This window comes from Leucobacter sp. 7(1) (assembly GCF_900163635.1).
Taxonomy (GTDB): Bacteria; Actinomycetota; Actinomycetes; order Actinomycetales; family Microbacteriaceae; genus Leucobacter.
Genome location: NZ_FUID01000062.1, coordinates 1 through 22,104, shown reverse-complemented (window position 1 = coordinate 22,104; position 22,104 = coordinate 1). Strand labels below are relative to the sequence as shown.

19 protein-coding genes are annotated in these 22,104 nt (G+C 67.2%); 9 read left to right on the top strand and 10 right to left on the bottom strand.

What is annotated here, in order from left to right; all coding sequences use genetic code 11:
• Nucleotides 1-149: 149 nt before the first annotated feature.
• On the bottom strand, nt 150-782 hold the full coding sequence (locus FM113_RS11615) for a class II aldolase/adducin family protein (RefSeq protein ID WP_087014859.1): 633 nt from the start codon (nt 780-782) through the stop codon (nt 150-152).
• Between the two features lie 191 nt (nt 783-973).
• On the bottom strand, nt 974-1,690 hold the full coding sequence (locus FM113_RS11610) for a GntR family transcriptional regulator (RefSeq protein WP_087014857.1): 717 nt from the start codon (nt 1,688-1,690) through the stop codon (nt 974-976).
• Nucleotides 1,691-1,866: 176 nt separating this feature from the next.
• On the opposite strand from FM113_RS11610, the gene mtnA reads away from it, so the two are divergent.
• The 5 genes from mtnA (at nt 1,867) to mtnK (ending at nt 7,967) form a co-directional block, all read left to right on the top strand.
• Nucleotides 1,867-2,907 carry an S-methyl-5-thioribose-1-phosphate isomerase gene (mtnA, locus tag FM113_RS11605; protein WP_087014855.1) on the top strand — a complete coding sequence of 347 codons (1,041 nt, stop codon included), beginning with the start codon at nt 1,867-1,869 and terminating at the stop codon, nt 2,905-2,907.
• A gap of 36 nt (nt 2,908-2,943) precedes the next feature.
• On the top strand, nt 2,944-4,047 hold the full coding sequence (locus tag FM113_RS11600; protein ID WP_217896005.1) for a substrate-binding domain-containing protein: 1,104 nt from the start codon (nt 2,944-2,946) through the stop codon (nt 4,045-4,047).
• 57 nt (nt 4,048-4,104) lie between these two features.
• Nucleotides 4,105-5,631, top strand: a complete 1,527-nt coding sequence (locus tag FM113_RS11595; RefSeq protein ID WP_087014851.1) for a sugar ABC transporter ATP-binding protein — start codon at nt 4,105-4,107, stop codon at nt 5,629-5,631.
• A gap of 1 nt (nt 5,632) precedes the next feature.
• Nucleotides 5,633-6,676 carry an ABC transporter permease gene (locus tag FM113_RS11590; protein WP_087014849.1) on the top strand — a complete coding sequence of 348 codons (1,044 nt, stop codon included), beginning with the start codon at nt 5,633-5,635 and terminating at the stop codon, nt 6,674-6,676.
• A 73-nt stretch (nt 6,677-6,749) separates the two neighbouring features.
• Nucleotides 6,750-7,967, top strand: coding sequence for an S-methyl-5-thioribose kinase (gene mtnK / locus FM113_RS11585; protein ID WP_087014847.1), 1,218 nt, complete (start codon nt 6,750-6,752; stop codon nt 7,965-7,967).
• Between the two features lie 135 nt (nt 7,968-8,102).
• On the opposite strand, the gene tmk is transcribed toward mtnK, so the two are convergent.
• From tmk to FM113_RS11570, 3 genes are all read right to left on the bottom strand, one after another.
• Complete coding sequence (tmk, locus tag FM113_RS11580; protein ID WP_087014844.1) at nt 8,103-8,822, bottom strand: dTMP kinase; 720 nt, start codon at nt 8,820-8,822, stop codon at nt 8,103-8,105.
• A gap of 6 nt (nt 8,823-8,828) precedes the next feature.
• Complete coding sequence (gene topA, locus FM113_RS11575; protein ID WP_087014842.1) at nt 8,829-11,669, bottom strand: type I DNA topoisomerase; 2,841 nt, start codon at nt 11,667-11,669, stop codon at nt 8,829-8,831.
• Between the two features lie 205 nt (nt 11,670-11,874).
• Nucleotides 11,875-12,573: a YafY family protein gene (locus FM113_RS11570; protein WP_087014840.1), complete on the bottom strand. Its 699-nt coding sequence runs from the start codon at nt 12,571-12,573 to the stop codon at nt 11,875-11,877.
• Nucleotides 12,574-12,652: 79 nt separating this feature from the next.
• Here FM113_RS11570 and FM113_RS11565 point away from each other — a divergent pair, with 79 nt between their 5' ends.
• Nucleotides 12,653-13,417, top strand: coding sequence for an alpha/beta fold hydrolase (locus FM113_RS11565; protein WP_087014838.1), 765 nt, complete (start codon nt 12,653-12,655; stop codon nt 13,415-13,417).
• 52 nt (nt 13,418-13,469) lie between these two features.
• Here FM113_RS11565 and FM113_RS11560 read toward each other — a convergent pair whose 3' ends face one another.
• From FM113_RS11560 to FM113_RS11540, 5 genes are all read right to left on the bottom strand, one after another.
• Complete coding sequence (locus FM113_RS11560; protein ID WP_087014837.1) at nt 13,470-14,258, bottom strand: peptidoglycan DD-metalloendopeptidase family protein; 789 nt, start codon at nt 14,256-14,258, stop codon at nt 13,470-13,472.
• A complete protein-coding gene (locus FM113_RS11555) occupies nt 14,255-14,569 on the bottom strand; it encodes a pilus assembly protein (RefSeq protein ID WP_254908988.1) in 315 nt (104 codons plus the stop codon). Before FM113_RS11555 ends, FM113_RS11560 begins: the two co-directional genes overlap by 4 nt.
• Nucleotides 14,570-14,648: 79 nt before the next feature.
• Nucleotides 14,649-14,924, bottom strand: coding sequence for a DUF4244 domain-containing protein (locus FM113_RS17940; protein WP_254908987.1), 276 nt, complete (start codon nt 14,922-14,924; stop codon nt 14,649-14,651).
• Nucleotides 14,925-15,076: 152 nt separating this feature from the next.
• Complete coding sequence (locus tag FM113_RS11545; protein WP_254908986.1) at nt 15,077-16,120, bottom strand: type II secretion system F family protein; 1,044 nt, start codon at nt 16,118-16,120, stop codon at nt 15,077-15,079.
• Nucleotides 16,121-16,155: 35 nt separating this feature from the next.
• Entirely contained in the window at nt 16,156-17,454 is a 1,299-nt protein-coding gene (locus FM113_RS11540; RefSeq protein ID WP_369676696.1) for a CpaF family protein, read from the bottom strand.
• 213 nt (nt 17,455-17,667) lie between these two features.
• Between FM113_RS11540 and acs the strand changes: the two genes are divergently transcribed.
• From acs to FM113_RS11525, 3 genes are all read left to right on the top strand, one after another.
• The gene (acs, locus tag FM113_RS11535; RefSeq protein ID WP_087014833.1) at nt 17,668-19,650 is read left to right on the top strand and encodes an acetate--CoA ligase; all 1,983 of its coding nucleotides are present in this window, start codon (nt 17,668-17,670) and stop codon (nt 19,648-19,650) included.
• 122 nt (nt 19,651-19,772) lie between these two features.
• Nucleotides 19,773-20,942 (top strand): DNA cytosine methyltransferase, encoded by a 1,170-nt coding sequence (locus tag FM113_RS11530; protein ID WP_087014832.1) that lies wholly within the window; start codon nt 19,773-19,775, stop codon nt 20,940-20,942.
• Nucleotides 20,935-21,708 carry a GIY-YIG nuclease family protein gene (locus tag FM113_RS11525; protein WP_087014829.1) on the top strand — a complete coding sequence of 258 codons (774 nt, stop codon included), beginning with the start codon at nt 20,935-20,937 and terminating at the stop codon, nt 21,706-21,708. Before FM113_RS11530 ends, FM113_RS11525 begins: the two co-directional genes overlap by 8 nt.
• Nucleotides 21,709-22,104 lie beyond the last annotated feature (396 nt).

Genomic DNA, 22,104 nt, shown 5'->3' with positions numbered 1-22,104 from the left:
GGGGGGTGCCGCGGTGGTCTCCTCCCGGAAACCCCCAGCACGCCCTTCAGCCTATGCTTACATTCATCAGATGTTCAAGTCCCGGACGCGAAAGCGCAGGTCCCCTCCGAGATTCCCCGGTTCGCCGCGACGGCGCACCGCGGCGCGGGCTAGGCGTGATGCAGTGAGGGCAGGTGCTCTTCGGGGAATCGGGTGTCCGTATCGCCCAGTTGCCGGGCAATCAGGGTGGCTTTCGCCGCGTCTTCGAGGTTGAGTGCCCGTCGATACGTCATCTCCAGCGAGTCCCCCACCACCGTGCAGCCGTGGTGGCGCATTACGACGCAGTCGTGGTGCGCCAGCTCTGCGGCCGCGGTGTCCGCGAGTTCGTCCGAGCCATTCGGGTAGAACGGCGTGAGGCCCATAGAGCGCACGTAGAAGGCGTGATCGAGCGTGAGGAGTCGGATCTCAACGTCGAGTGTGGCGAGGAGCACCGCGTGTTGCGGATGCAGGTGGATGACCGTCGTGACGTCGGGGCGCGCGGCATACGCACGCTGGTGCAGCTTCCATTCGCTCGACGGCCGCACACTCCCAGCTTCAACGGTCCCGTCGTGGGACACAACCGCGAAGTCCTCCGGCGTCAAGCGATCCAGCCAAGTGCCGGATCCCGTGATCAGGAAGCGGTCCTCGCCCAGGCGGGCGGAGAGGTTGCCGCCGCTCGCGAGTACAAGCCCGCGTCGCACCGCGTCGGCTCCCACCGCGGCCAGCTCCTGTGCGAGCCCACTCGCCTCGTGCGTCAGTGCCATCGACGTTATTCCCCTCGTCACACGCGCCCGGTGCTGGGCAGTATCAGCGGCCTCCGCACCACGGCGCGTGACGCAGCGGGAAGTGATCACATTCTTGCGTCCGGAAAGGGTAGTTGTCAAACAACTAAGCGAGCGGAAGTGCAGATGTCACATCGACAGGGTCCCACCAGAAGCTCGCGCGCACCAACAAACTAGCCCGAACGGCGGATCGTGAACGCGTAGCGCCCCTCGAGAAAGTAGGTGCGCGAGTACAAAAGTGGCCGATCGGAACGGTCAAAGTGCACCTGGTCCAGGAGCACATAGAGCGCCGAACGCCCGGCAGGCGCGTCCCAGCCAATGCGCTCGGACTGCACCGCGTGCACCTCGGCAACCGCGTGATGCGGATGCATATCCCGCTGCTCGCGCAGGTAGGCAAAGAGTGAGCCAACGACCGATTCCGGATCCTCTCCCGCCGGGAAGACCCCCACCGGCATGAGGTCATAGGAGTACGCCACGACCTCACCGTCCGCGAGAATTGTACGTCGCAACTCAAGCGCATGCGCATCGCCTGAAACTTGAAGTTTCTCAGCCTCATCTGGCATTAATGGACGGAGAACGCGACCCTTATAGATCATTCCTGGTTCGCGACCGGTGTTTCGGATCGACTCGGTAATCGAGTCCAGGCGCTCCAGCCCTGCGGTCACCGCTGGGCTTTCGGAGACAAACGAGCCAACGCCGTGCTGGGTGCGGACGAGCGAAATTGTCTCGAGTTCCCGGAGAGCCGCGCGCACGGTGGGCCGCGACACCCCGTATCGGGTAGCGAGCTGCGCCTCAGTGGGGAGCCGCTCCCCCTCGCCAAACTCCCCCGCCCGTATGGCGGCGCGGAGCCCATCGGCAACAAGCGCAACGCGCGATCCGGGCCTTGCCATTCACGGCCTCCTTCGTGTGCGGGCCGCTACGCCCGGGGTCTGTGGCCCCAGTCTATGACACAAAGAATTCTCAAATGCTTGATCTCACTTGACAAGTTGTCAGTCAACCGATTAGCTTTCGAGCGACAGGTCGCATCACGCGAAGAAGACACAGCCGTCGAAAGGATCGACAACACATGGTTCGCGCTATCGAGTGGGTTGACGCCGCCGCAGACTCCCACATCCGCCTGATCGACCAGACCAGGCTCCCGAGCGAAGAGGTGTACCTCGAGATCTCGGCCGTCGAAGACCTCATTGCCGCGATCCAGTGCCTCGCGGTGCGCGGGGCCCCCGCCCTCGGTGCCGCCGGTGGTTACGGCGTCGCGCTTGCCCTCCTCGAAGCGGAGCGCAAGGGCTGGGACACCGACACCCTCACTGCCACAATCGCCAACATCGCGAATGCACGCCCGACCGCGGTCAACCTCGCCTGGGGCGCCAACCGCGTTGCCGCATTCCGCGCCGACGGTTTTGCACGTACCCTGACCGAGGCACACGCGATTGCCACGGAGGACGAGCGCTCCAACCGCGAGCTCTCTCGCCTCGGTGCCGACTGGCTGCTCGCCCGCGTAGGCGACCGCCCACTGCGTGCGGTCACCCACTGCAACACGGGCGCCCTCGCGACCGCGGCCTGGGGCACGGCCTATGGGATCCTGCACGAGCTGCACAATCGCGGCAAGCTCGAGCTCGTCTACGTCGACGAGACCCGACCCCTCCTCCAGGGCACCCGCCTCACCAGCTGGGAGCTGCACCACGACGGCATCCCCCACGTCGTCGAGGTCGATGGCGCCGCCTCCAGCACGATCCTCCGTGGTCTCGTGGACTTCGCCGTGATCGGCGCGGACCGGATCACCGCCAACGGCGACACTGCGAACAAGGTCGGTTCTGTCGCCCTGGCCCTCGCCTGCGAGCGACGCGGGATCCCGTTTGTCGTCGCCGCTCCGTACTCCACGGTCGACGAGGCCACCGCAACCGGTGACGAGATCGAGATCGAGGAGCGCGGCGACGAGGAGGTGCTCGCGTTTGGCGGCGTCAGCGTGGCAACGCCCGGCGTGCGCGCGTTCAACCCCGCGTTCGATGTCACTCCGAACGATCTCATTTCCGCGATTGTGACTGAACGCGGCGTCGTCGAGCCGAAGGCCGACGCACAGCCCCTGTTTGGCTCCTCCTCCGCGCTGTAACCGCAGCGCACTACATCCTCCGAAAGGAACGCAATGATGCGAAAGACAACTACGGCGGCGCTCGGTGCCGCCGCAATCCTCGCGCTCGGCCTCGCCGGGTGCACCCAGGGCGCGCCGGCCGAGTCGTCAGGCTCGGGATCGAGCGAGTCTGGCAAGGTTGCCGAGGCGAGCGCCCCCGCACCCGCACCGTTCGACGAGAACGGCGTGAAGATCGCGATCGTGCAGCAGTCGGGCCAGGGCGACTACTTCCAGCAGTACCTCAACGGTACCCGTCAGCAGGCGGACGCGCTCGGGGTCGAACTGTCGGTGTTCGATGCCCAGGGCGACAACGCGACGCAGGCCACCCAGCTCGACCAGGCGATCGCCTCCGGCGTCTCCGGGATCATTGTGCGTCACGGCCTCCCCGACACGCTCTGTGCCGGCGTGAACAAGGCCATCGAGGCCGGCATCGTCGTCGCGATCTACGACGTTGAGATCCAGCAGTGCGCCCCCGAGGCCGTGCAGACCCAGCAGTCCGACGCCCTCATGGCGTCCCTGGTGCTGGATCAGATGGCCAAGGACATCGGGAAGGACGCCCAGGTCGGCTACGTCAACTACGACGGGATCGCTCCGCTGGATCGCCGCGATGTCGTGTGGCAGCAGTACGTGAAGGATCAGGGCTGGGACCAGAAGTTCAAGACCGGCAACTTCACGAACTCCTCGGCGACGGACTCGGCACCAATGGTGACCGCGGCTGTGCAGGCGAACGCCGACATCAAGGCGATCTACTCCCCCTACGACGAGTTCGCCAAGGGCACGCTGACGGGCCTCGACCAGGTTCCTGGCACCGAAGACATCCTCGTCTACGGTGCTGACATCTCGACCGCGGACATCGAACTGATGACCGCAGAGGGAAGCCGCTGGACCGCGACCGGCGCCACCGACCCGAACGCGATCGGCGCGGCCGTGATGCGCACCCTCGCACTCCAGATGGCTGGAGAGCTCGAGAAGTCCACGGTTGAGTTCCCGCCGATCCTTGTCACGCAGGAGACGCTGCGTGAGAAGAACATCAAGAACATGGACGATCTGCGTGCGGCGCAGCCCGAGCTGAACATCTCCGATGTCTCGGGTGCCGACTGGATCCCGGTCGTTTCCTTCTAACCCCTCCTGTGGGGGCCCGGTCCGGGCCCCCACACCCACCCCGAGGAGATTGCACGCATGCATTCGACGGACACATCGCAGGCCCCCGCGCTGCGACTCGTCGGCCTGACGAAGAACTTCGGTGCCAACCGGGTGTTGAAGGGTGTCGAGCTCGACCTCTTCCCCGGCACGGTGACCGCGTTGCTCGGGGCCAACGGTGCGGGCAAGTCCACGCTCATCAAAATTCTCGCGGGAGTGCATGCGCCCAGCGGCGGCGAGCTGCGTCTCTCCGGTGCTCCCGTCGACTTCGATTCCCCGATGGCGGCCGCACGCGCGGGCGTGCGCACGGTGCACCAGCGCATCGATGACGCGATCGTGCCCGGCCTCAGCGTCGCCGAAAATCTCCTGTTCGAGGAGATCGCGCTGAAAGAGGTGCGCCCGGTCGCCTCCCTCCGCTCGCTTCTTCCACGCGCGCGAGAGATTGCCGCGACACTGGATCTCGGATGGGACGATGCGTTCCTCCGCCAGGACGTGCACGAGCTAGGGATCGCCGACTGCCAGATGCTGCTGCTCGCGCGGGCACTCTCCACGACACCGCAGGTATTGATCCTCGACGAGCCGACGTCCACGCTGTCGCAGAACGAGGCGGAGCGCCTCTTCGCCCTCGTGACGAAGCTCCGGGATCGCGGTGTCGCGATTCTCTACGTATCCCACCGACTGAGCGAGATCAACGCGCTGGCGGATCGCCTCGCGGTGCTTCGCGACGGTCGGATCGTGAACGCTCAGCAGCTCCCGTTTGACCTCACGCAGGCCGTCGCAACGATGCTTGGGGAAGGCGTCCTCGCTGATGCCGCCGAGCTCGAAGAACTCCACGGAGCCGACACCGCACTCACCTTACGCGGTCTCCAGGTGTTGCCGGAAAGCTCCCCCATTGACCTTGACGTGAAGTCTGGCGAGGTCACCGGAATCATCGGCCTGATCGGTGCCGGGAAGACCGAGTTCGCTGAGACCGTGTTTGGAGCGCGCAAGCTCACCGGCGGTCAGATGCAGCTCGACGACGCCCCGTTTGCTCCGAAGAGCCCCAAGCAGGCGATCTCCCGCGGCGTCTATCTTGTCCCCGAAGATCGTGCGGCGCAGGGTATGCTGCCCGGCTGGTCCGTCATTCGGACACTCTCGCTCCCGTTCCTCTCCGACTTTGTACGGGGTGGGATCCTGACCCCGGGCCGCGAACGCGCCGCGGGCAGCCACGCGATCGACAGGTTCTCGGTTGTCACGACGGGGCCCGAGCAGTCGCTCGACGCGCTCTCGGGTGGTAACCAGCAGAAGGTCATGGTGGCCCGCTGGATGCAGCGCTCACCGCGCGTGCTCCTGCTCGACGAGCCGTTCCGGGGCGTCGACATCGGAGCGCGCCGCGTCATTTCCCAGCGCGCCCGAGAACAGGCCGCCGAGGGAACCGCCGTCGTCATGATCTGCAGTGACGTCGACGAAATCCGCGAGATGGCGGATCGCATCATCGTCATGGTCGAGGGCCGTATCACGCTCGACGGCCGGGCCGCAGACATCAGCAATGACCAGATCATCAACAGCATGACGGAGGTGGCCTGAGATGGCCGATACCACAGCAATCCCAGCACCCGTGCGGACCTCCGCCGGGGACCGCGTCCGTGACATCGTGGTCAAGTACGGCTTCCTCGCCGTAACAGTTTTCGCGTTCGCGTTCTTCGCAATCACCGAACCAGCGTTCGCCACGACGAACTCAATGTTCTCGATGTTGAAGTTCGCCTCGGTGACCGCGATCCTCGGCCTCGGCGTGATGTTCAGCATGATCGTCGGCGGCCTCGACCTCTCGATCGGCTCCGTCGCAGGCCTCAGCGTGCAGCTCGCCGCGATGACGATGGTGTTCTACAACCTGACCGCGGGCATGGCGATCACCTTCGTGCTCATCGCGGGCCTCGCCGTCGGCCTCCTCAACGCCTTCCTGATCGTGGTGTGCAAGATCCCCGATCTGCTCGCAACCCTCGGCATGATGTTCGTGATCCAGGGTGCCAAGATGATCCCCGTCTCGGGCCAGTCGGTCTCCTCGGGCATGACCCTGCCCAATGGAACTCAGGCCCCCGGCAAGTTCGATCCCGCATTCCTGCTGATCGATCGCGGCACTGTTGGTCCCGTGCCTATCCCGGTCATCGTCATGCTCGTCCTGGTGACGGCGTGCTGGTTCATCCTCACGAAGACCTCCTGGGGCCGGATCCTCTACGCGATTGGCGCGAACCCCGAGGCAGCCCGCCTCTCCGGTATCCGTGTCGGTTTCCACCGCGGTGCAGCCTACGTCGTGTCCTCGCTCTTTGCCTCCGTCGCCGGAATCATCCTGGTGGCTCGGATCGGGCAGGGCGACGTGAACGCCGGTGCCTCGAGCCTGCTTGAGGCCGTCGCGGTGGCACTTGTCGGCACCTCGGTGCTCGGACTCAACAAACCCAATGCGTGGGGTACGCTGCTGGGCGCAGTCCTCGTGGTCATCGTCCTCACCGGCATGACGATGATGGGCTTCGAGTACTACTACCAGGACACCGCGAAGGGGCTCGTCGTGATCGTCGCACTCCTCTTCTCGTTCACGCTCTCCCGCAAGAAGGCCCGGTACACGCCTGCAACGTGATTGTGCGGCCACCCACAGCATCGTGTGTGGCCGCACGCCCCCGGACCCGCTCTCTCCCTGAAAGGCAATCCCCATGTCTCACGAGTACACCTTCCTCGACGCCGACAACATCGCCGAGTACCTTCGGTCGCGCGCCGAGACGCACGACCACATCAACGCGGATCGCATCGCATCGATCCGCGAAATCGGCGACGGCAACCTCAACCTTGTCTTCCACATCCTCGATGAGGATGATCGGGGCATCATCCTGAAGCAGGCCCTCCCCTACGTCCGAATGACGGGTGACGGCTGGCCCATGACACCGGAGCGTGCGGCCCGCGAAGCGGATTCCCTGCAGACCCACCACGCGCTGACGCCCGAGCTTGTTGTCGACGTGATTCTGTATGACCCGGAACGCTACATCCTCGCGCTCGAAGACCTGTCGGATCACGCTGTGTGGCGGGACGCCCTCAACCGCTCGGAGCGGCACGAAGACGTGGCGCGCCGCCTCGGCGAGTACGTCGCTGCGCTCGCGGTGGGCACCTCGATCCTGGGTCAGGATCGGCAGCTCGTCGCGCAGCGGATTGCCGAGACGCAGAACCCGGAGCTGTGCACAATCACCGAAGACCTTGTCTTCACCGAGCCTGTCTTCGACACGGGCCGCAATGAGGTCCTCCCCGAGAACGCTGCGGACGCCGCGGAGCTTGCCGCTGATCCGACGTTTGCCGCCGCGATGGCTGAGGCAAAGTGGCGGTTCATGACCCAGGCGGAGGCACTGATCCACGGTGACCTGCACACGGGATCCGTCATGGTGCGCGGCGCCGAGGGTGCGGTGGCTGACTCCGTGAAGGTGTTCGATTCCGAGTTCGCGTTCTACGGCCCCATCGCGTTCGATCTGGGCGCACTGTTCGCAAACTATAGCTTTGCCGCCGCGCGTGCTACCGCCCTCGGCGAGCACGAGCGCGCCGCCTGGGCGCTCTCGCTCGTGACCGAGACCTGGGACGCGTTTGAGCGGGAATTCCTCACCCGCGCGGACTCCTGGTACGAGACGCAGCTCTTCGATATGGCCTTTGCCCAGCAGCGAATCGAGCGGATCCGCCGCGAGGCGTTCCTGTTCGCGGCTGCGAAAATGGCGCGGCGAATTGTTGGGGCCGCCAAGGTGCGCGACATCGAGTCGCTGGATCCGGAGCTGCGGGCTCCCGCGGCCCGCTCGGTACTCGCCGCCGCCCGCGCCCTTGCAGCGAGCTGGGACAGCGCACAGAACATCGCGGAGTTCGAGCGCACCGTGGGCGCGGAGCTGCTCGGCGCGTAGCGCGGAATACAAGCCGGGGTGCGGGCAGGCACCCCTCGAAACCACCACACCCTCGGGGTGAAGATCAGACGATGGGGATCGGCTCTTCACTCCGAGGGTGTGGTGTATCCCCCGCGGTGAGCTTGGGGCCGGACGCTATGCCTGAGGATTGCCCGGTGCCGAGTCGAGGACGGGGCCACCGTTCCACCCGGTCATCGCGGCAACGCGGCGGGTGATGTCGATGTGGAGCTCCGTGAATGGGCGGGCCGCGTCGAGCACGAGATAGCGTTCGGGATCCGCCTTGGCAAGGGCGAGGAACCCGTCACGCACGGCACGGTGAAATGCGTCCGCTTCGGCCTCAAGCCGGTCTGCTGTCCCGCCTCGCGCCGCCCGGCGTGCGGCGGCGGCCTCGGGCTCAATGTCGAGCAGCACCGTCAGATCGGGCCACAGCCCACCCACGGCCCATTCACTGAGCTGGCGCACCTCCGCCACGTCGAGTACGCGGCCGGCCCCCTGATAGGCGAGGGACGAATCGATGTAGCGATCCTGCACCACGGCGGCTCCCCGAGCAAGCGCCGGGCGCACGACCTGGGACACGTGCTGGGCGCGATCAGCGGCGTACAGCAGCGCCTCGGCGCGCGGGTCGACCGCCCCGATCTCGTCACCGCCGTGCAGCAGCAGGCGACGCACCTCGACGCCCAGCGGGGTGCCGCCGGGTTCACGGGTACGCACGACCTCACGGCCCTGCGCGGCGCACCAGGCACCGAGCATTTCGGCTTGCGTGGTCTTCCCTGCCCCGTCACCGCCCTCGAACGTGATGAAAATCCCGTCCGAGGGCGGAGTGGCAGCGGCGGCCGCGCCTGGTGTATTGCTCACGCGCGGCTACTCCGTGGTCGCCGCAGCTGCGGCCGCCTCGGCGGCGGCCTTCTTCGCGGCGCGGGTGGCGGCGGCCTTCTTCGCGGCTGCCGAGCGAGCGGGGTCCACGGCCTTGTCGCCCGCAGCCTTCTTCGCGGCGGGTTTCTTGGCCGCAGGCTTTTTCGCTGCGGGCTTTTTCGCCGCGGCCTTTTTCGCCGGAGCCTTCTTCTTCGCTGGGCCCTTCGCGCGCTTGATCGCGAGCAGCTCGGTCGCGCGCTCGAACGTGATGTCCTCGACGCTGTCGCCGCGCGGGATCGTCGCGTTCGTCTCGCCGTCGGTCACGTACGGACCGAAGCGGCCGTCCCGCACCTTGACAGGTTTACCGCTCACCGGGTCCGCGTCGAACTCCTTGAGGGCGCTCGATGCCTTGCGTGCGCCGTACTTGGGTTGCGCGAACAGCTCCTGCGCACCAGCGAGGTCGACCGTGAAGATCGCATCCTCGCTCGTGAGCGATCGCGTGTCCGTGCCCTTCTTCAGGTACGGTCCGTAGCGGCCGTTCTGCGCAGTGATCTCCGCGCCGGATTCCGGGTCGGTGCCGACAACGCGCGGCAGGTCCAGCAGGGCGACCGCCTGATCAAGCTCGATCGTCGCGGGATCCATGCTCTTAAACAGCGACGCCGTGCGCGGCTTCTGCCCCTTCGGGAGTTCCTCGCCCTCATCGAGCAGCTCAGTGACGTACGGGCCGAAACGGCCGTTCTTTGCCACGATCTGCTTGCCTGTGGTCGGGTGCGTCCCGACAACGCGATCCTCTGCCGGCTCCGCGTCAGCGAGTTCGTGGGCTTTCGCGACAGTGAGTTCGTCGGGCGCGAGGCCGTCGGGAATGTTCACCGAGCGCGGTTTCAGCTCACCGTTCTCGTCGACTTCGCTCTTCTCGTCGTACACCTCAAGGTAGGGGCCGTACTTGCCGTTGCGGAGCGAGATTTCGTCGTCGATCCGGATCGTGTTGATCGCGCGCGCATCGATTTCGCCGAGGTTGTCGACCACTCCGCGCAGGCCCGGGTGGGAGTCGCTGCCGAAGTAGAACTCGCCGAGCCACTTGCCGCGATCGGCGTCGCCGGAGGCGATGCGGTCGAGGTCGTTTTCCATCTCGGCCGTGAAATCGTAGTTCACGAGGGCGCTGAAGTGTTCTTCAAGCAGGCGGACGACAGAGAACGCGATCCAGCTCGGGACCAGCGCCTGCCCTTTCTTGGTCACGTAGCCGCGATCCATGATGGTGCTGATGATCGCCGCGTATGTCGAGGGTCGGCCAATGCCGAGCTCCTCGAGGCGCTTGGTCAGGCTTGCCTCGGTGTAGCGGGGCGGCGGGCTCGTCTCGTGGCCCTTCGCCTCGGGATCCACGACGTCGAGACGCTGCTCGGCCGTCAGCTGCGGCAGCGACACGTTCTGCTCCGCGTCACCGCGCTTCTCGTCGCGACCCTCTTCGTAGGCGAGGAGGAAGCCGGGGAACGTGATGACGGTGCCGCTCGCGGTGAACTCGGCCAGTGTCGGCGCGGTGCGATCCGCCTCGGTCACCGAAGCTTCCAGGGTGACGGTGTCCGTCGAACCCTTGGCGTCGGCCATCTGGCTGGCGACTGTCCGCTTCCAAATCAGCTCGTAGAGCGCGTGCTCGCCCTGGGTCAGCTTGCCCTTGAGCGCGGTCGGACGCTGGAACGTGTCACCAGCGGGACGGATCGCCTCGTGGGCCTCCTGTGCCCCCTTCGCCTTGCCCGTGTACACGCGCGGCTTCTCGGGGAGCGTCTGCGCGCCGTACAGCTCGGCGGCCTGCGAGCGGGCCGCCTGGATCGCCTGCTGCGACAGCGTGGGCGAATCCGTACGCATATAGGTGATGTAGCCGTTCTCGTAGAGCGACTGCGCGTAGGACATTGTCTGGCGCGAGCTATAGCGCAGCTTGCGCGAGGCTTCCTGTTGCAGCGTCGACGTGGTGAACGGGGCCGCGGGACGGCGAGTGTGCGGCTTCGTCTCAACCGAACGCACGGTGGCCTGGGAGCTCGGCGTCAGCAGCTCGGCGAGGCGTTCAGCGCGATCCTGCGCAAGCGGCACTGCGCCAGCCTTTTCGGCCTTCGCGGTGAGCTTGCCGTCGTCGCCGAAGTCGCCGCCCGTGGCGAGGCGCTGGCCGTCCAAGCGCACAAGACGTGCCGCGAACGCGGTCGGGTCAGCGGCGTCGGCAGCGGGGCGGAAAGTTGCGGACAGGTCCCAATACTCGGCGGAGTTGAAGGCCTGGCGCTCGCGCTCGCGGTCAACAACCAGGCGCGTGGCCGCGGACTGCACGCGACCAGCGGACAACTTCGGAGCGACCTTGCGCCACAGCACCGGCGAGATGTCGTAGCCGTAGAGACGATCGAGGATTCGTCGCGTCTCCTGGGCATCAACGAGCGCGGTGTCGAGATCGCGAGTGTTCTGCTTCGCCTGCTCGATGGCCTCCTGCGTGATCTCATGGAACACCATTCGACGCACGGGAACCTTGGGCTTGAGGACTTCCAGGAGGTGCCACGCGATGGCTTCACCTTCCCGGTCCTCATCGGTTGCGAGCCAGAGTTCGTCGGCACCCTTGAGCGCCCGCTTCAGCTCGGTGACCGTTTTTTTCTTGTTGTCGTTGACGACGTAGTACGGCGCGAAGTCGTTCTCAACATCGACTGCGAAGCGCCCGAACGGACCCTTCTTCAGCTCGGCGGGCAGTTCCGACGGTTCCGCAAGATCGCGGACGTGCCCGACGGACGCGATGACCTCATAGTCATCACCCAAATACGCGCCAATTGTCTTTGCCTTGGTCGGTGACTCGACGATCACCAGTTTCTTCGTACCCGCCACGGGGTCTCCTTCGTTGCTTCGAGCTGTCGGCGAGCGTAATCGCTCGGCCACTCAGGGTCTGCTCCGAAACGATACACAGTGTCGTGTGGGAATCCACCATGTCACGCGGGAATCCCCCGGTTCTGCGGGATCCCGTCCTCGGTTCGGCTTGCCGTACTCCTCTCTATTATGGGGCCCGCGTGAGCACCACCGTTCATCGGCCGTTTCACTCGCCGGTCCCGTGCACCGGTTTGGCGTTCATCGGAGGCTCGCCGACCTCCGCGACTGCGTGTCCGCTGCAGCTCGCCCCAGTCACCGTGGCGCGCTCGATCCGGGACACGGCAAACCAGCGCATTGCGTCGCGCGTGCGGCACCAGCCGATCAGGTACCACTTGCCGCTCGTGGACGCGAACAGCACGGGTTCAACGTCTCGTGTTGTGGTGGCACCACCGTTGGCGGTGTACCGGATCCGAACGACCCGCTGCTCGGACATCGCCTGTTCAAGCGCCGAGCGGATCGCACGCGGGGGCGTTGGCGGCGCGTCGACCCACACGCGCTGTGCAAGCTCCTGGGTCCGCGTGCGGGTGGCGGGATCGAGCACGTCCAATATCTTCTGCATGCCGGCCGTGGCGAGATCACTGTAGGGGGCATCCGGCGCGGCAGACACTGCCGCCAGCAGCGCCACGGCCTGCGCCGGAGACAGACTCACCGGAGGCAGGGACGAACCCGTAACCAGGCCATAGCCGCCGCCCGGGCCGGGGCGTGACCAGAGCGCAGCACCGCTCTGCGCGAGTGATGCGAGGTCCCGCTTCACTGTGCGCGCTGACACGTCGAACTCCCGCGCGAGCCGCTCGGCTGTGACCCCGCGTGTCCCGCTGCGGCGCAGCATCTCAGAGAGTGCGTGCAGGCGCTCAGCGCGTTTCATCGCGCGCTCGCGATGCCGTGCATATTCATGCCATAAATAGTGACATACCGCTGTCCGAGCCCGCTGCGAGAGTGGGGGCATGACTGCTCCGACACGCACTCCGATCATCATTCTCGTTGGCGGCCACTGGCTCGGTTCCTGGGCCTGGGACGAGGTCCTTGCTGAGCTCTCGGTCGCCCCGGCCGCACCGGCCACCCCTACAGCCCCGGCCGCCCCCACCGCGCTAGCGATCACGCTGCCCGGTTTCGACGCTGACGACGCACTCCGCACCACCCGCACCCTGGATGAGCAGGCGACCGCTCTCGCGGATCTGCTCGCGGAGCACAGCGATCGCTCCGTCGTGCTCGTCGCGCACAGCGGTGCCAATGCCCCGGTGAGCATGGTGCTGGACCGTCACCCCGAGCGTGTCGCGCGCATGGTGTGGGTGGATTCAGGACCTGTCGCCCCCGGCACTGTCTTCGACCCCGATTTCCCCGATAACGCGGCGGAGTCTCCGCTTCCTCCTTTTGCGGTCCTCGGGCAACAGGCGAGCCTGGCTGGGCTGAGCGATACAGCTCTCGAACGGTTTCGGGCGCGCGCCGTTCCGGTCCCCGGGTCAGTGCTGCGGCAGCCCGTGCCTCTCAGCAACGTTGCCCGCCGCGACGTGCCGACCACGCTCATCTGCTGCTCCCTGCCCAGCGCGCAGCTGCGCGAACTGGCCCAGACGGGACACCCCATGTTCGCCGAGACTGCGAAACTCACCGGGGTCGAGTTCCTGGATCTCCCCACGGGGCACTGGCCAATGTGGAGCGAACCCAACCAACTCGCGCTGTTACTTCGGGCAGAGGCGGCGCGGGTCCGCTAAGTACCGGCTCAGAACTGGGGCGGCGGGGCGCGACACAAGTAATATGGCTGCCTCATGGCGTCCCCAGCACATCGAACGGATTCAGGTCTGGAAACGCGTTGCTCGGAGTCGTGGCCAGGGTGAAATGGGAGTGCGGCCCTGACGTGCAGCCGCTCATTCCGGCCGCGGCGAGTGGCTGTCCCGCCGCCACCGCCACGCCCGGAAAGATCCCCAGGCCCGCCGACGATCCCGGAGCGACGTGGTTGTGGGAGCTGAAGACCACGCCGTCGGGCCGGTCGTGTCGCACGATCACGGTGAAGTTGGGGCCGCGCCACCACTCGGGATTTACGCGGCACGCTTCCGGCAGGCCGGCACCGTCAGCCCCGGCAAACACCACAACCCCGCGCGCCGGTGCCAAGAGCTGCGCGCCGGCGGGCACGGCGAGATCGATGGCAAAGCCATCATGCAGGCCCTGCGAGACCGCCCGGACCGCCGCCGGCCAGACCCAACCTTCCGCTCCGGGGCTGACTCCTGCGTTGGGAGGCGGCAGCGGGCCCGCGCGAGCTCCGGCCTCGGCACGCACCGGAGCAGACCCCGCCGTCACACGCACGCGCGCTTCCCCGGTGCCCTGATTCACCTCACACTCCCGCAGATCTGCCTGGGCCGCGGCTGCGACCTCGGCGGCGAGCGCGCAGGGTTCACCGTCCGCCCAGCCGGTGAGGGCATCGGCTGCAGCCAGTGCCGCTGCATCGGCGGTGACCGCCGCTCGATGTTTTCCCTCCAGGTGCGCGGCGGCAGCAACGACGGGGAGCCCGAGCAGTATCGCTGCCGCGGCCACCGCCACCGCACTGGGGGCGCTCATGCTGCGAGGCCTGTGCGCGCGGCGCAGGATTCGGTGCGGATCGTAATCACACGAAGCAGGCCTCCCATCGGCGCCGCACTCAGTTCGACGCAGTGCAGCGCACCGTCAGCCCGGCGTGCCACCTCCGTGGCTTCGCCCACGCGAGCGAGAATTGCCTCAGCCTCGCTCGTATCTCCGCGTGCTTCGAAGCGGGCGAGCTCGGCGGAAAGCGACACCAGCGCAATGCGCTGCGCTGCAAGCGTGATCGCCCCGATCACGAGTCCGAGCACCGCAATTACGACGGGGAGCACGATTGCAAATTCCGCGGTCACCGCCCCGCGCTCCTCACGAAGCCGAGCACTCAGGGAGCCAGTGCGGGGACCGGGACCTGTCCGTTGCCGACGCGTGGGCCTACGATCCGGAGCCGAGGGCATTTTCTACAAGTTGCACGAGCATCGCGCGAATCTCAGCCGACTGCATGATCGCGACAAGAAGACCGGCGAAGGCGACAGCGGCGAGAATCACGATGGCGTACTCCGCGGTGACGGCGCCGCGTTCCTCGGTGCGGAGTCGAGCCGCGGCCGAGCGCACCGAACGCCCAACCTTGCGTGCCCAGCGCCGCGCGGTGCTGGGCCGCTCCGGGACGGTATCTGCGCGATCTGGGACAAGTGAGAGGTGTGAAGACACGGGGTTCCTTTCGCTGAGTGAGGCACCGGCGGGTGCCGGTGCCTCCAATGGTGCTCGGGGGCGGGTGGCCCTGGGATGGAACTGATCGGATTGTGGAAAACTTGTCAACGAGCCACGGGAACGCCTCGTTGGGGAGGACGAGCGAACGAGCGTCACAATCCGCCGAGCATGGCGAGCACCACGGGAGCGACCCCGAGCGCGACAAACGCAGGAAGCACGCAGAGCCCGAGAGGCAGCAGGACCCGCACCGCGAGTCGCTCTGCGGCCTGTTCTTGCGCGGCGTGGGACCGCGCGCGGGCACCCGCAGCCTCCTCCAGGAGCAGGGGTCTCAGCGCGACCCCTGTTGCTGTTGCCGTCGCGACCGTGTGCGCAAGCTGCGCATCACTCCTGAAACGGTCCAGCCGCACCCAACTCACACCGAAGCTATCGACCGCGTCCACCACACGGACGCAGGCACTCCCGGGGGCGGCCCCGCCACCGGTCGCGATCCAAAGCAGCTCGTGTTCGATCCCGTCGACCCGATCTGCACGTTCCACGCGCCGGCGAAGCGCTCCTGCCCAGGCGACGCCCGCCCAGAGGAGCAGCGCGCCGGACACGCCGAGCGCGGCCCCGGGAACGGTCGCCAGGATTGAAAATGGGTCGAAGCCGAGGAGAGCGCCAAGTCCAAACGTCCCCACGGGCAATGCCGCGACAAGACGGACCGTTGCGCGGGGCCCCGACAGCAGCACTGCGCGCCGTTCGCTCAGGCGTTCAAGCGCCTGCAGCGCAGCACAAATCCGGTCCAGCGCGGGGACGAGCGGGGCACCACTCCGCTCGGCGAGATGCCACGCTGCCGCGAGGATCCGCCAGGGCGGTGCATCTTCGGCGGCGAGCGCATCCGGGATCGGTGTGCCCGCCTCGACCCGGGCGGCGAGCCTGGCCGGTGCCGAGGATTCAGGCCTCTGGGAAACAGGCACGGCGTTTCCGAGCACCGAGATCGCGCGAGCCGGGCTGACACCGCCCCGCAACAACGACGCTGTACGCGCGGCGAGTTCAGCCGCTGTAGCCGCTTCCGATCCACCCGGTGCACCTGATGCACCTGATGCGCCCGATGCGCCCGATGCCGGAAGTTCACGATGCGCTCGAGCCGCGTCTTGTGTTCGAGGCGCCCCGGAGGGAATCGGCTCTCCGACCGGCTCGCGTTCAAGATTCCCCACGTATCGACCCGGCTGTGGGCAGCGGGCCTGCCGCCTCAGCACGGCCCCGCCTCGATCGCGAGCCCGTGTCGCGGGTCGTGTCGAAGTCGCCCCACACCGGTAATACGAGGTGCCCCGCCGACACGACTCAGGTGTATCACGAGGTCAAGACCGGCCGCGGCCTGCCGCCCGAGTGCGGCGGAAGTCATGCCAGCGAGCGCCCCGAGCGCTTCAATCCGTGCCGGCACCTCGGCCAGGCTGCTCGCGTGCAGGGTCCCGGCACCGCCGTCGTGTCCCGTGTTGAACGCCGTGAGGAGTGTCGCGATTTCTGCACCGCGGCACTCCCCGAGCACCACTCGATCGGGCCGCATACGCAGGGCCTCCCGGACGAGCTCAGCGAGCCCCACCTGCCCGACCCCCTCGGAGCTCGCTTGGCGGGCTTCGAGGGCAACCACATGGGGATGCCGCAGCCGCAGCTCTGCCAAGTCCTCGATTGTGACAATACGCTCGTGCGGTTCCACGAGGTCCATCAACGCGGCGAGCAGCGTCGTCTTGCCGGTACCTGTGCCACCGGTAATGAGTAGATTTTTCCGCGCGTGAACCACAGCCCGGAGACGATCTGCGGTCTCCACGCGGCAGAGCCCGCCTGCAACGGCGTCGCCAAAGGTCAGCGGCACAAGCCGCGGCACCCGAATTGACACCGACGTGCCCGCCACTGCGACCGGGGGCAGCACCGCATGCACACGGATCCCGTCCCCCAAGCGCACGTCCGCAGCCGGGACCAATTCGTCAAGGTGGCGCCCACCCGCGGCAACAAGCGCCGTCGCGAGCCTGTGCACCGCCTGAGGCGTGGTCCGCCAGCCCGGAACGCGCTGGGTCTGTCCGCCACGGTCGAGCCAGAGGCCGCCCGTCCCATCCCGCACCTGGACGAGCAGATCCCGCAGCTCAGGATCATCGAGGGTGGGGAGCAGCCCTCCGAGCGCGCGCCGTGCTGCAAGAGGGAGCTGCGCTGTCCGTGATGGCGCACGCATCGGAGGTGGGGGCACAGTGCCCCGCATTCCCGATCTCGCCTCGGTCCAGAGCGCCCCAGCGTGACCCGAGCTCGCGGATGATTGCGGTGCCGGCTCACCGGGATCCCGCGCCGACTCACCGGGATCCCGCGCCGGTCCCACTGCACGGACCTCAGTCGCGGCGTGCGGCTCATCAAAAAAGTGCAGCACGCGCTGCAGCTGAGCCGCCTCGGGATCGTGCACCGGCAATGGCCTCAGTCCAGCACGCACCGCGCCCGGAGACGCCCGAGCAGCACGCTGGTTTTTGGGGGTGGTTCGCTGTCGAAAGATCGGTGTACGGGTCATGCGACAATCCCAGCGCGTCGCCACACGCCTCGGGGATCCTGCACTGCGATTGTGGATAACTCCCGTGCCAGGCCCCTCCACCGCAGGATGTGCACGGAGCGTCATCTCGGTGGGAATCCGCCCCGATCGCGGTATACCCTGGTGGTGCACTTGGCGCTCCCGAGCCTCCCTCACTCGGCAGCACCCCACACAAGACCACGGATAAGGGCGTCCATGACTGACCAGCACGGCACCATTGAAAGCCACCCTCTGCAGCACAACGGAGGAACGGAAACCTACCCGCCGAGCCCGCAGTTCCGCGAGCAGGCCAACATCGCAGACCCGTCGGTGTACTGGCGCGCGGCCGAGGACCCCGAACAGTACTGGGCCGAGGAAGCGCAGCACCTCACCTGGACAAAGCCGTTCACCGAGATCCTCGACTGGACCAACCCGCCGTTCGCGAAGTGGTTCGCGGACGGGGAGCTGAACGTCTCCGCGAACTGCCTCGACCGGCACGTTGCGGCAGGTCTCGGCGACCGGGTCGCGATTCACTTCGAGGGCGAGCCCGGGGACACCCGCAGCATCACCTATGCGGAGCTCACCCACGAGGTGAAGCGCGCCGCGAACCTGCTCACGAGCTTGGGCGTCACGCAGGGCGATCGCGTCGCGATCTACATGCCGATGATCCCCGAGACCGCAATCGCGATGCTCGCCGTTGCCCGCCTCGGTGCCGCACACTCGGTCATCTTCGGTGGCTTTAGCGCTGACAGCCTGCGGAGCCGGATCGACGACGCCGCGGCGAAGGTCGTCATCACCGCGGACGGCGGGTACCGCAAGGGCCGCGTCACCGCACTGAAGCCCACCGTTGACGACGCACTCGCGCTCCGCGGCGGCGGGAGCTCCGTCGAAAAGGTACTCGTGGTGCAGCGCACCGAGAACGAGATCGAGATGTCGACGGGCCGTGACCTCTGGTGGCACGAGGAAATCACGGCGTTCGACGGGGAGCACACCCCACAGGGCTTCCCCGCAGAGAACCCGCTGTTCATTCTCTACACTTCCGGGACGACGGGCACCCCGAAGGGGATCCTGCACACCTCCGGCGGCTACCTCACCCAGGTCAGCACCACACACCGCAACGTGTTCGACCTGAAGGCCGACACCGACGTCTACTGGTGCACCGCCGATATCGGCTGGATCACCGGCCACAGCTATGTGGTCTACGGGCCGCTCGCCAACGGCGCGACGCAGGTCATGTACGAGGGCACCCCGGAGACCCCGGACTGGGGTCGCTGGTGGAGCATCATCCAGAAGTACGGTGTGACGATCTTCTACACCGCACCGACCGCGATCCGCGCGTGCATGAAAATGGGGCGCCAGATCCCCGAGCAGTACGATCTGTCGAGCGTCCGCCTGCTCGGTTCGGTCGGCGAGCCGATCAACCCCGAGGCGTGGCGCTGGTACCGCGAGGTCATCGGTGCGGGTACCGCCCCGATCGTCGATACGTGGTGGCAGACCGAGACCGGTGCGCTCATGATCTCGCCGCTGCCCGGCATCACTGAGCTCAAGCCGGGCAGCGCCCAGGTCCCCCTACCCGGCATCTCCGCGGCCGTGGTCGACGAGGACGGCAACCCTGTCGAGCGCGGCCAGGGCGGCTTGCTCGTGATCCAGCGCCCCTGGCCATCGATGGTGCGCGGGATCTGGGGCGATCCTGATCGCTTCGTCGACACCTATTGGTCGAAGTTCGGCGACCAGTACTTCGCCGGTGACGGTGCGCGCCTCGACGAAGACGGCGACGTCTGGCTGCTCGGCCGCGTCGACGACGTCATGAACGTGTCGGGGCACCGACTTTCCACCGCGGAAATCGAGTCCGCACTCGTGGAACACCACGCCGTCGCGGAATCCGCGGTTGTCGGTGCGGACGATGAGACGACAGGCCAGGCCGTGGTCGCGTTTGTGATCCTCAAGTCGCAGCAGACGATCCTCTCGGTCGAGGACGCGGAGGTCGAACTCAAGAAGCACGTCGCCGGGCAGATCGGCGCGATCGCACGCCCGCGCCAAGTGTTCATCGTGAACGAGCTCCCGAAGACCCGATCCGGCAAGATCGTGCGCCGGATCCTGAAGGATCTCGCCGAGGGCCGGGAGATCGGGGACACGACAACGCTCGCGGACACGATGGTCATGTCCACGATCCAGTCGAAGATCACGGGCGGCAAGTAGCGCGCGACTGGCAGTATCGCGGGGAGTTCAGCGCCGGATTGGTGCTGAACTCCCCGCGCCTTTTTGGCCAGATTCGAGCCGCGGAAGTCGCTTTGTCAGTGGGTGTCGGTACCCTTATCCCTATGAAGAACGTCACCCCCATTCGCGCGGCCCGGCCTAAGGTCCTGGAGTTTTTCGCGGGCATTGGGCTGGCACGGATGGGGCTCGAAGCGCAGGGCTTCCACGTGGCCTGGGCCAACGACTACGAGCCGGATAAAAAGGAGCTCTACGACGCGCAATTCGCCGAGACCGCGGACCACGCTTTCGCGCTCGGCGACATCGGCAAGGTCGAAGCCGCCACGCTCCCCACGGACGCGGCGCTCGCGTGGGCCTCGTCGCCGTGCACCGATCTCTCCCTTGCGGGCACCCGCGCGGGGCTTGACGGCGCGCAATCGGGCACATTCTGGCACTTCATCCGCCTGCTCGACGAACTTGGCGACGACCGCCCCGAGGTCGCCGTACTCGAAAACGTCACGGGCCTCGCCACGTCCCACGGCGGCGACGACCTCTCTGCCGCGATCCGGGCGTTCAACGACCTCGGCTACTCCGTCGACGTGCTCGCGCTCGACGCGCGGCGCTTCCTGCCGCAGTCTCGCCCGCGCATCTTCCTGGTCGCGGCGCTGCACCCGCCCGAGGACGTGGCGGATCCGAACTCGGAGCTGCGACCCGACTGGCTGCAGTGGGTGTTCAGCGACGACAGCCTGCGCACCCACCGCGCTGTGCTCCCCGCGCCTCCCGCCCCGCAGCTGCAGGGTCTCGGCACGCTCATGGAGGCGATGCCGCTCGACGATGAACGGTGGTGGGACGAGGCACGGACGGAGGCCTTCGTCGCGTCGCTCTCCCCGCTGCAGCGCGACCGCGTCACCCAGCTGCGCCGCGAGTCCGGGGTCAAGTACCGCACCGCCTACCGGCGCACGCGCAATGGTATTGCCGTGTGGGAGGTTCGCCCCGACGACATTTCCGGCTGCCTCCGAACCGCCCGCGGCGGATCCTCAAAGCAGGCCGTCGTGCGGCTCGGCAACAAGCGCTTGCAGGTCCGCTGGATGACGCCGCGCGAATACGCCCGCCTCATGGGTGCCGGCGACTACAACCTCAGCGCCGCGCGCAACAACCAGGCACTCTTCGGCTTCGGCGACGCCGTCGCCGTGCCCGCGGTCTCCTGGCTTGCCGAGCACTACCTGCTCCCACTGGTCAACGGGCAGCTCGCCCCCGCGACACCCGTGCGCGCCGCGCAGGCGGTGTCGCATGGCTAGTCGCGGCGTCGCGAGCTACAGCGAGGCAGACGGCGAGATTCCCAGCAAGCGATCGATGCCGACCCGCTTTGTGCAGGGCTTCCGAGAGTTGCTCTCCACCGCCCTCAAAGACACCGATGCCGAAAGTGGCAAGAAGGTCGGCCAGTGCATCGGCGTGTACGCGTTCTACGACTACGACGGCGAGCCGATCTACGTCGGCCAGACCTGGGAGAACTTCGGCACACGTGTCGGACGCCACCTCACCGGTCAGCGCTCGGACACGCTCGCCTACCGAATCCTTGACCCGTTCGAGGTCGCCGAATTCGAGTTGTACCCCGTCGAATACCTCCGCAACGATCCCGAGAAGAAAGCGAAGCTCGACGCGATCGAGTACTCGGTCTACCTCGACGCCATCGAGAACTCGAAGCACCACGCGATCCTGAACGAAAAGATCCCGCCGCTCTCCACCCCCGTGCCGCTGCCGCGCGCCTACCGCTTCACGCTGGTGCCGGAGGGAATGCGTGAGGATCGTGAGCACCCCGACGTACGGATCGCGCGGCGGGCAGAAACCCTGGCCAGGCTCTCCGCGGTCGCCCACGAGCGCGGAGAGGTCTCCCCCGGGCTGCGCCGCGTCATCGTGATCCAGGCGCTTCGACTCGCGGACCTCGCCGCCGCCAGGCTCGCCTACGCGGAAGGCCGCCGACGCCCCTCCGCCGACGCGATCGACGTGCAGGCGCTCGTCGGCAGCGTGACCGCCGAGTCGGTCGCCGTATCTGACGAGGAGTAGCGCGCGTTCCGGCCCCTCGCACGTGAGGCCTCATGACCTTCGTGCCCGGCCCCTAACCTCGCGCCCGCACCCCAGCCCGCGCCCTCGCCCGTACCCCGTGGTGGCCTCGCGCTTCCACCGAGGGGACGCACTTTGGGGTCAACCGGCACGAATAACCCCAGAGTGCGTCCCCTCGATGCTCGCCCGGCGCGGCCCGGCGGCCCGGGACCCACACGGGAGCGGCGGCACGGGCATGAGGGAGCACCCCAACACACGACAGCGGGGGCGGACCCGAGTGGATCCGCCCCCGCTGAGGTGTGGAGCTCACAGCGCCGGAGCGCCCTGAGGAAGTAACCCCTAGTTGTAGTTCCTTGGGACGTTGTGAACGTTCGGGATAGGTGAAGACCTCCGGCAGGA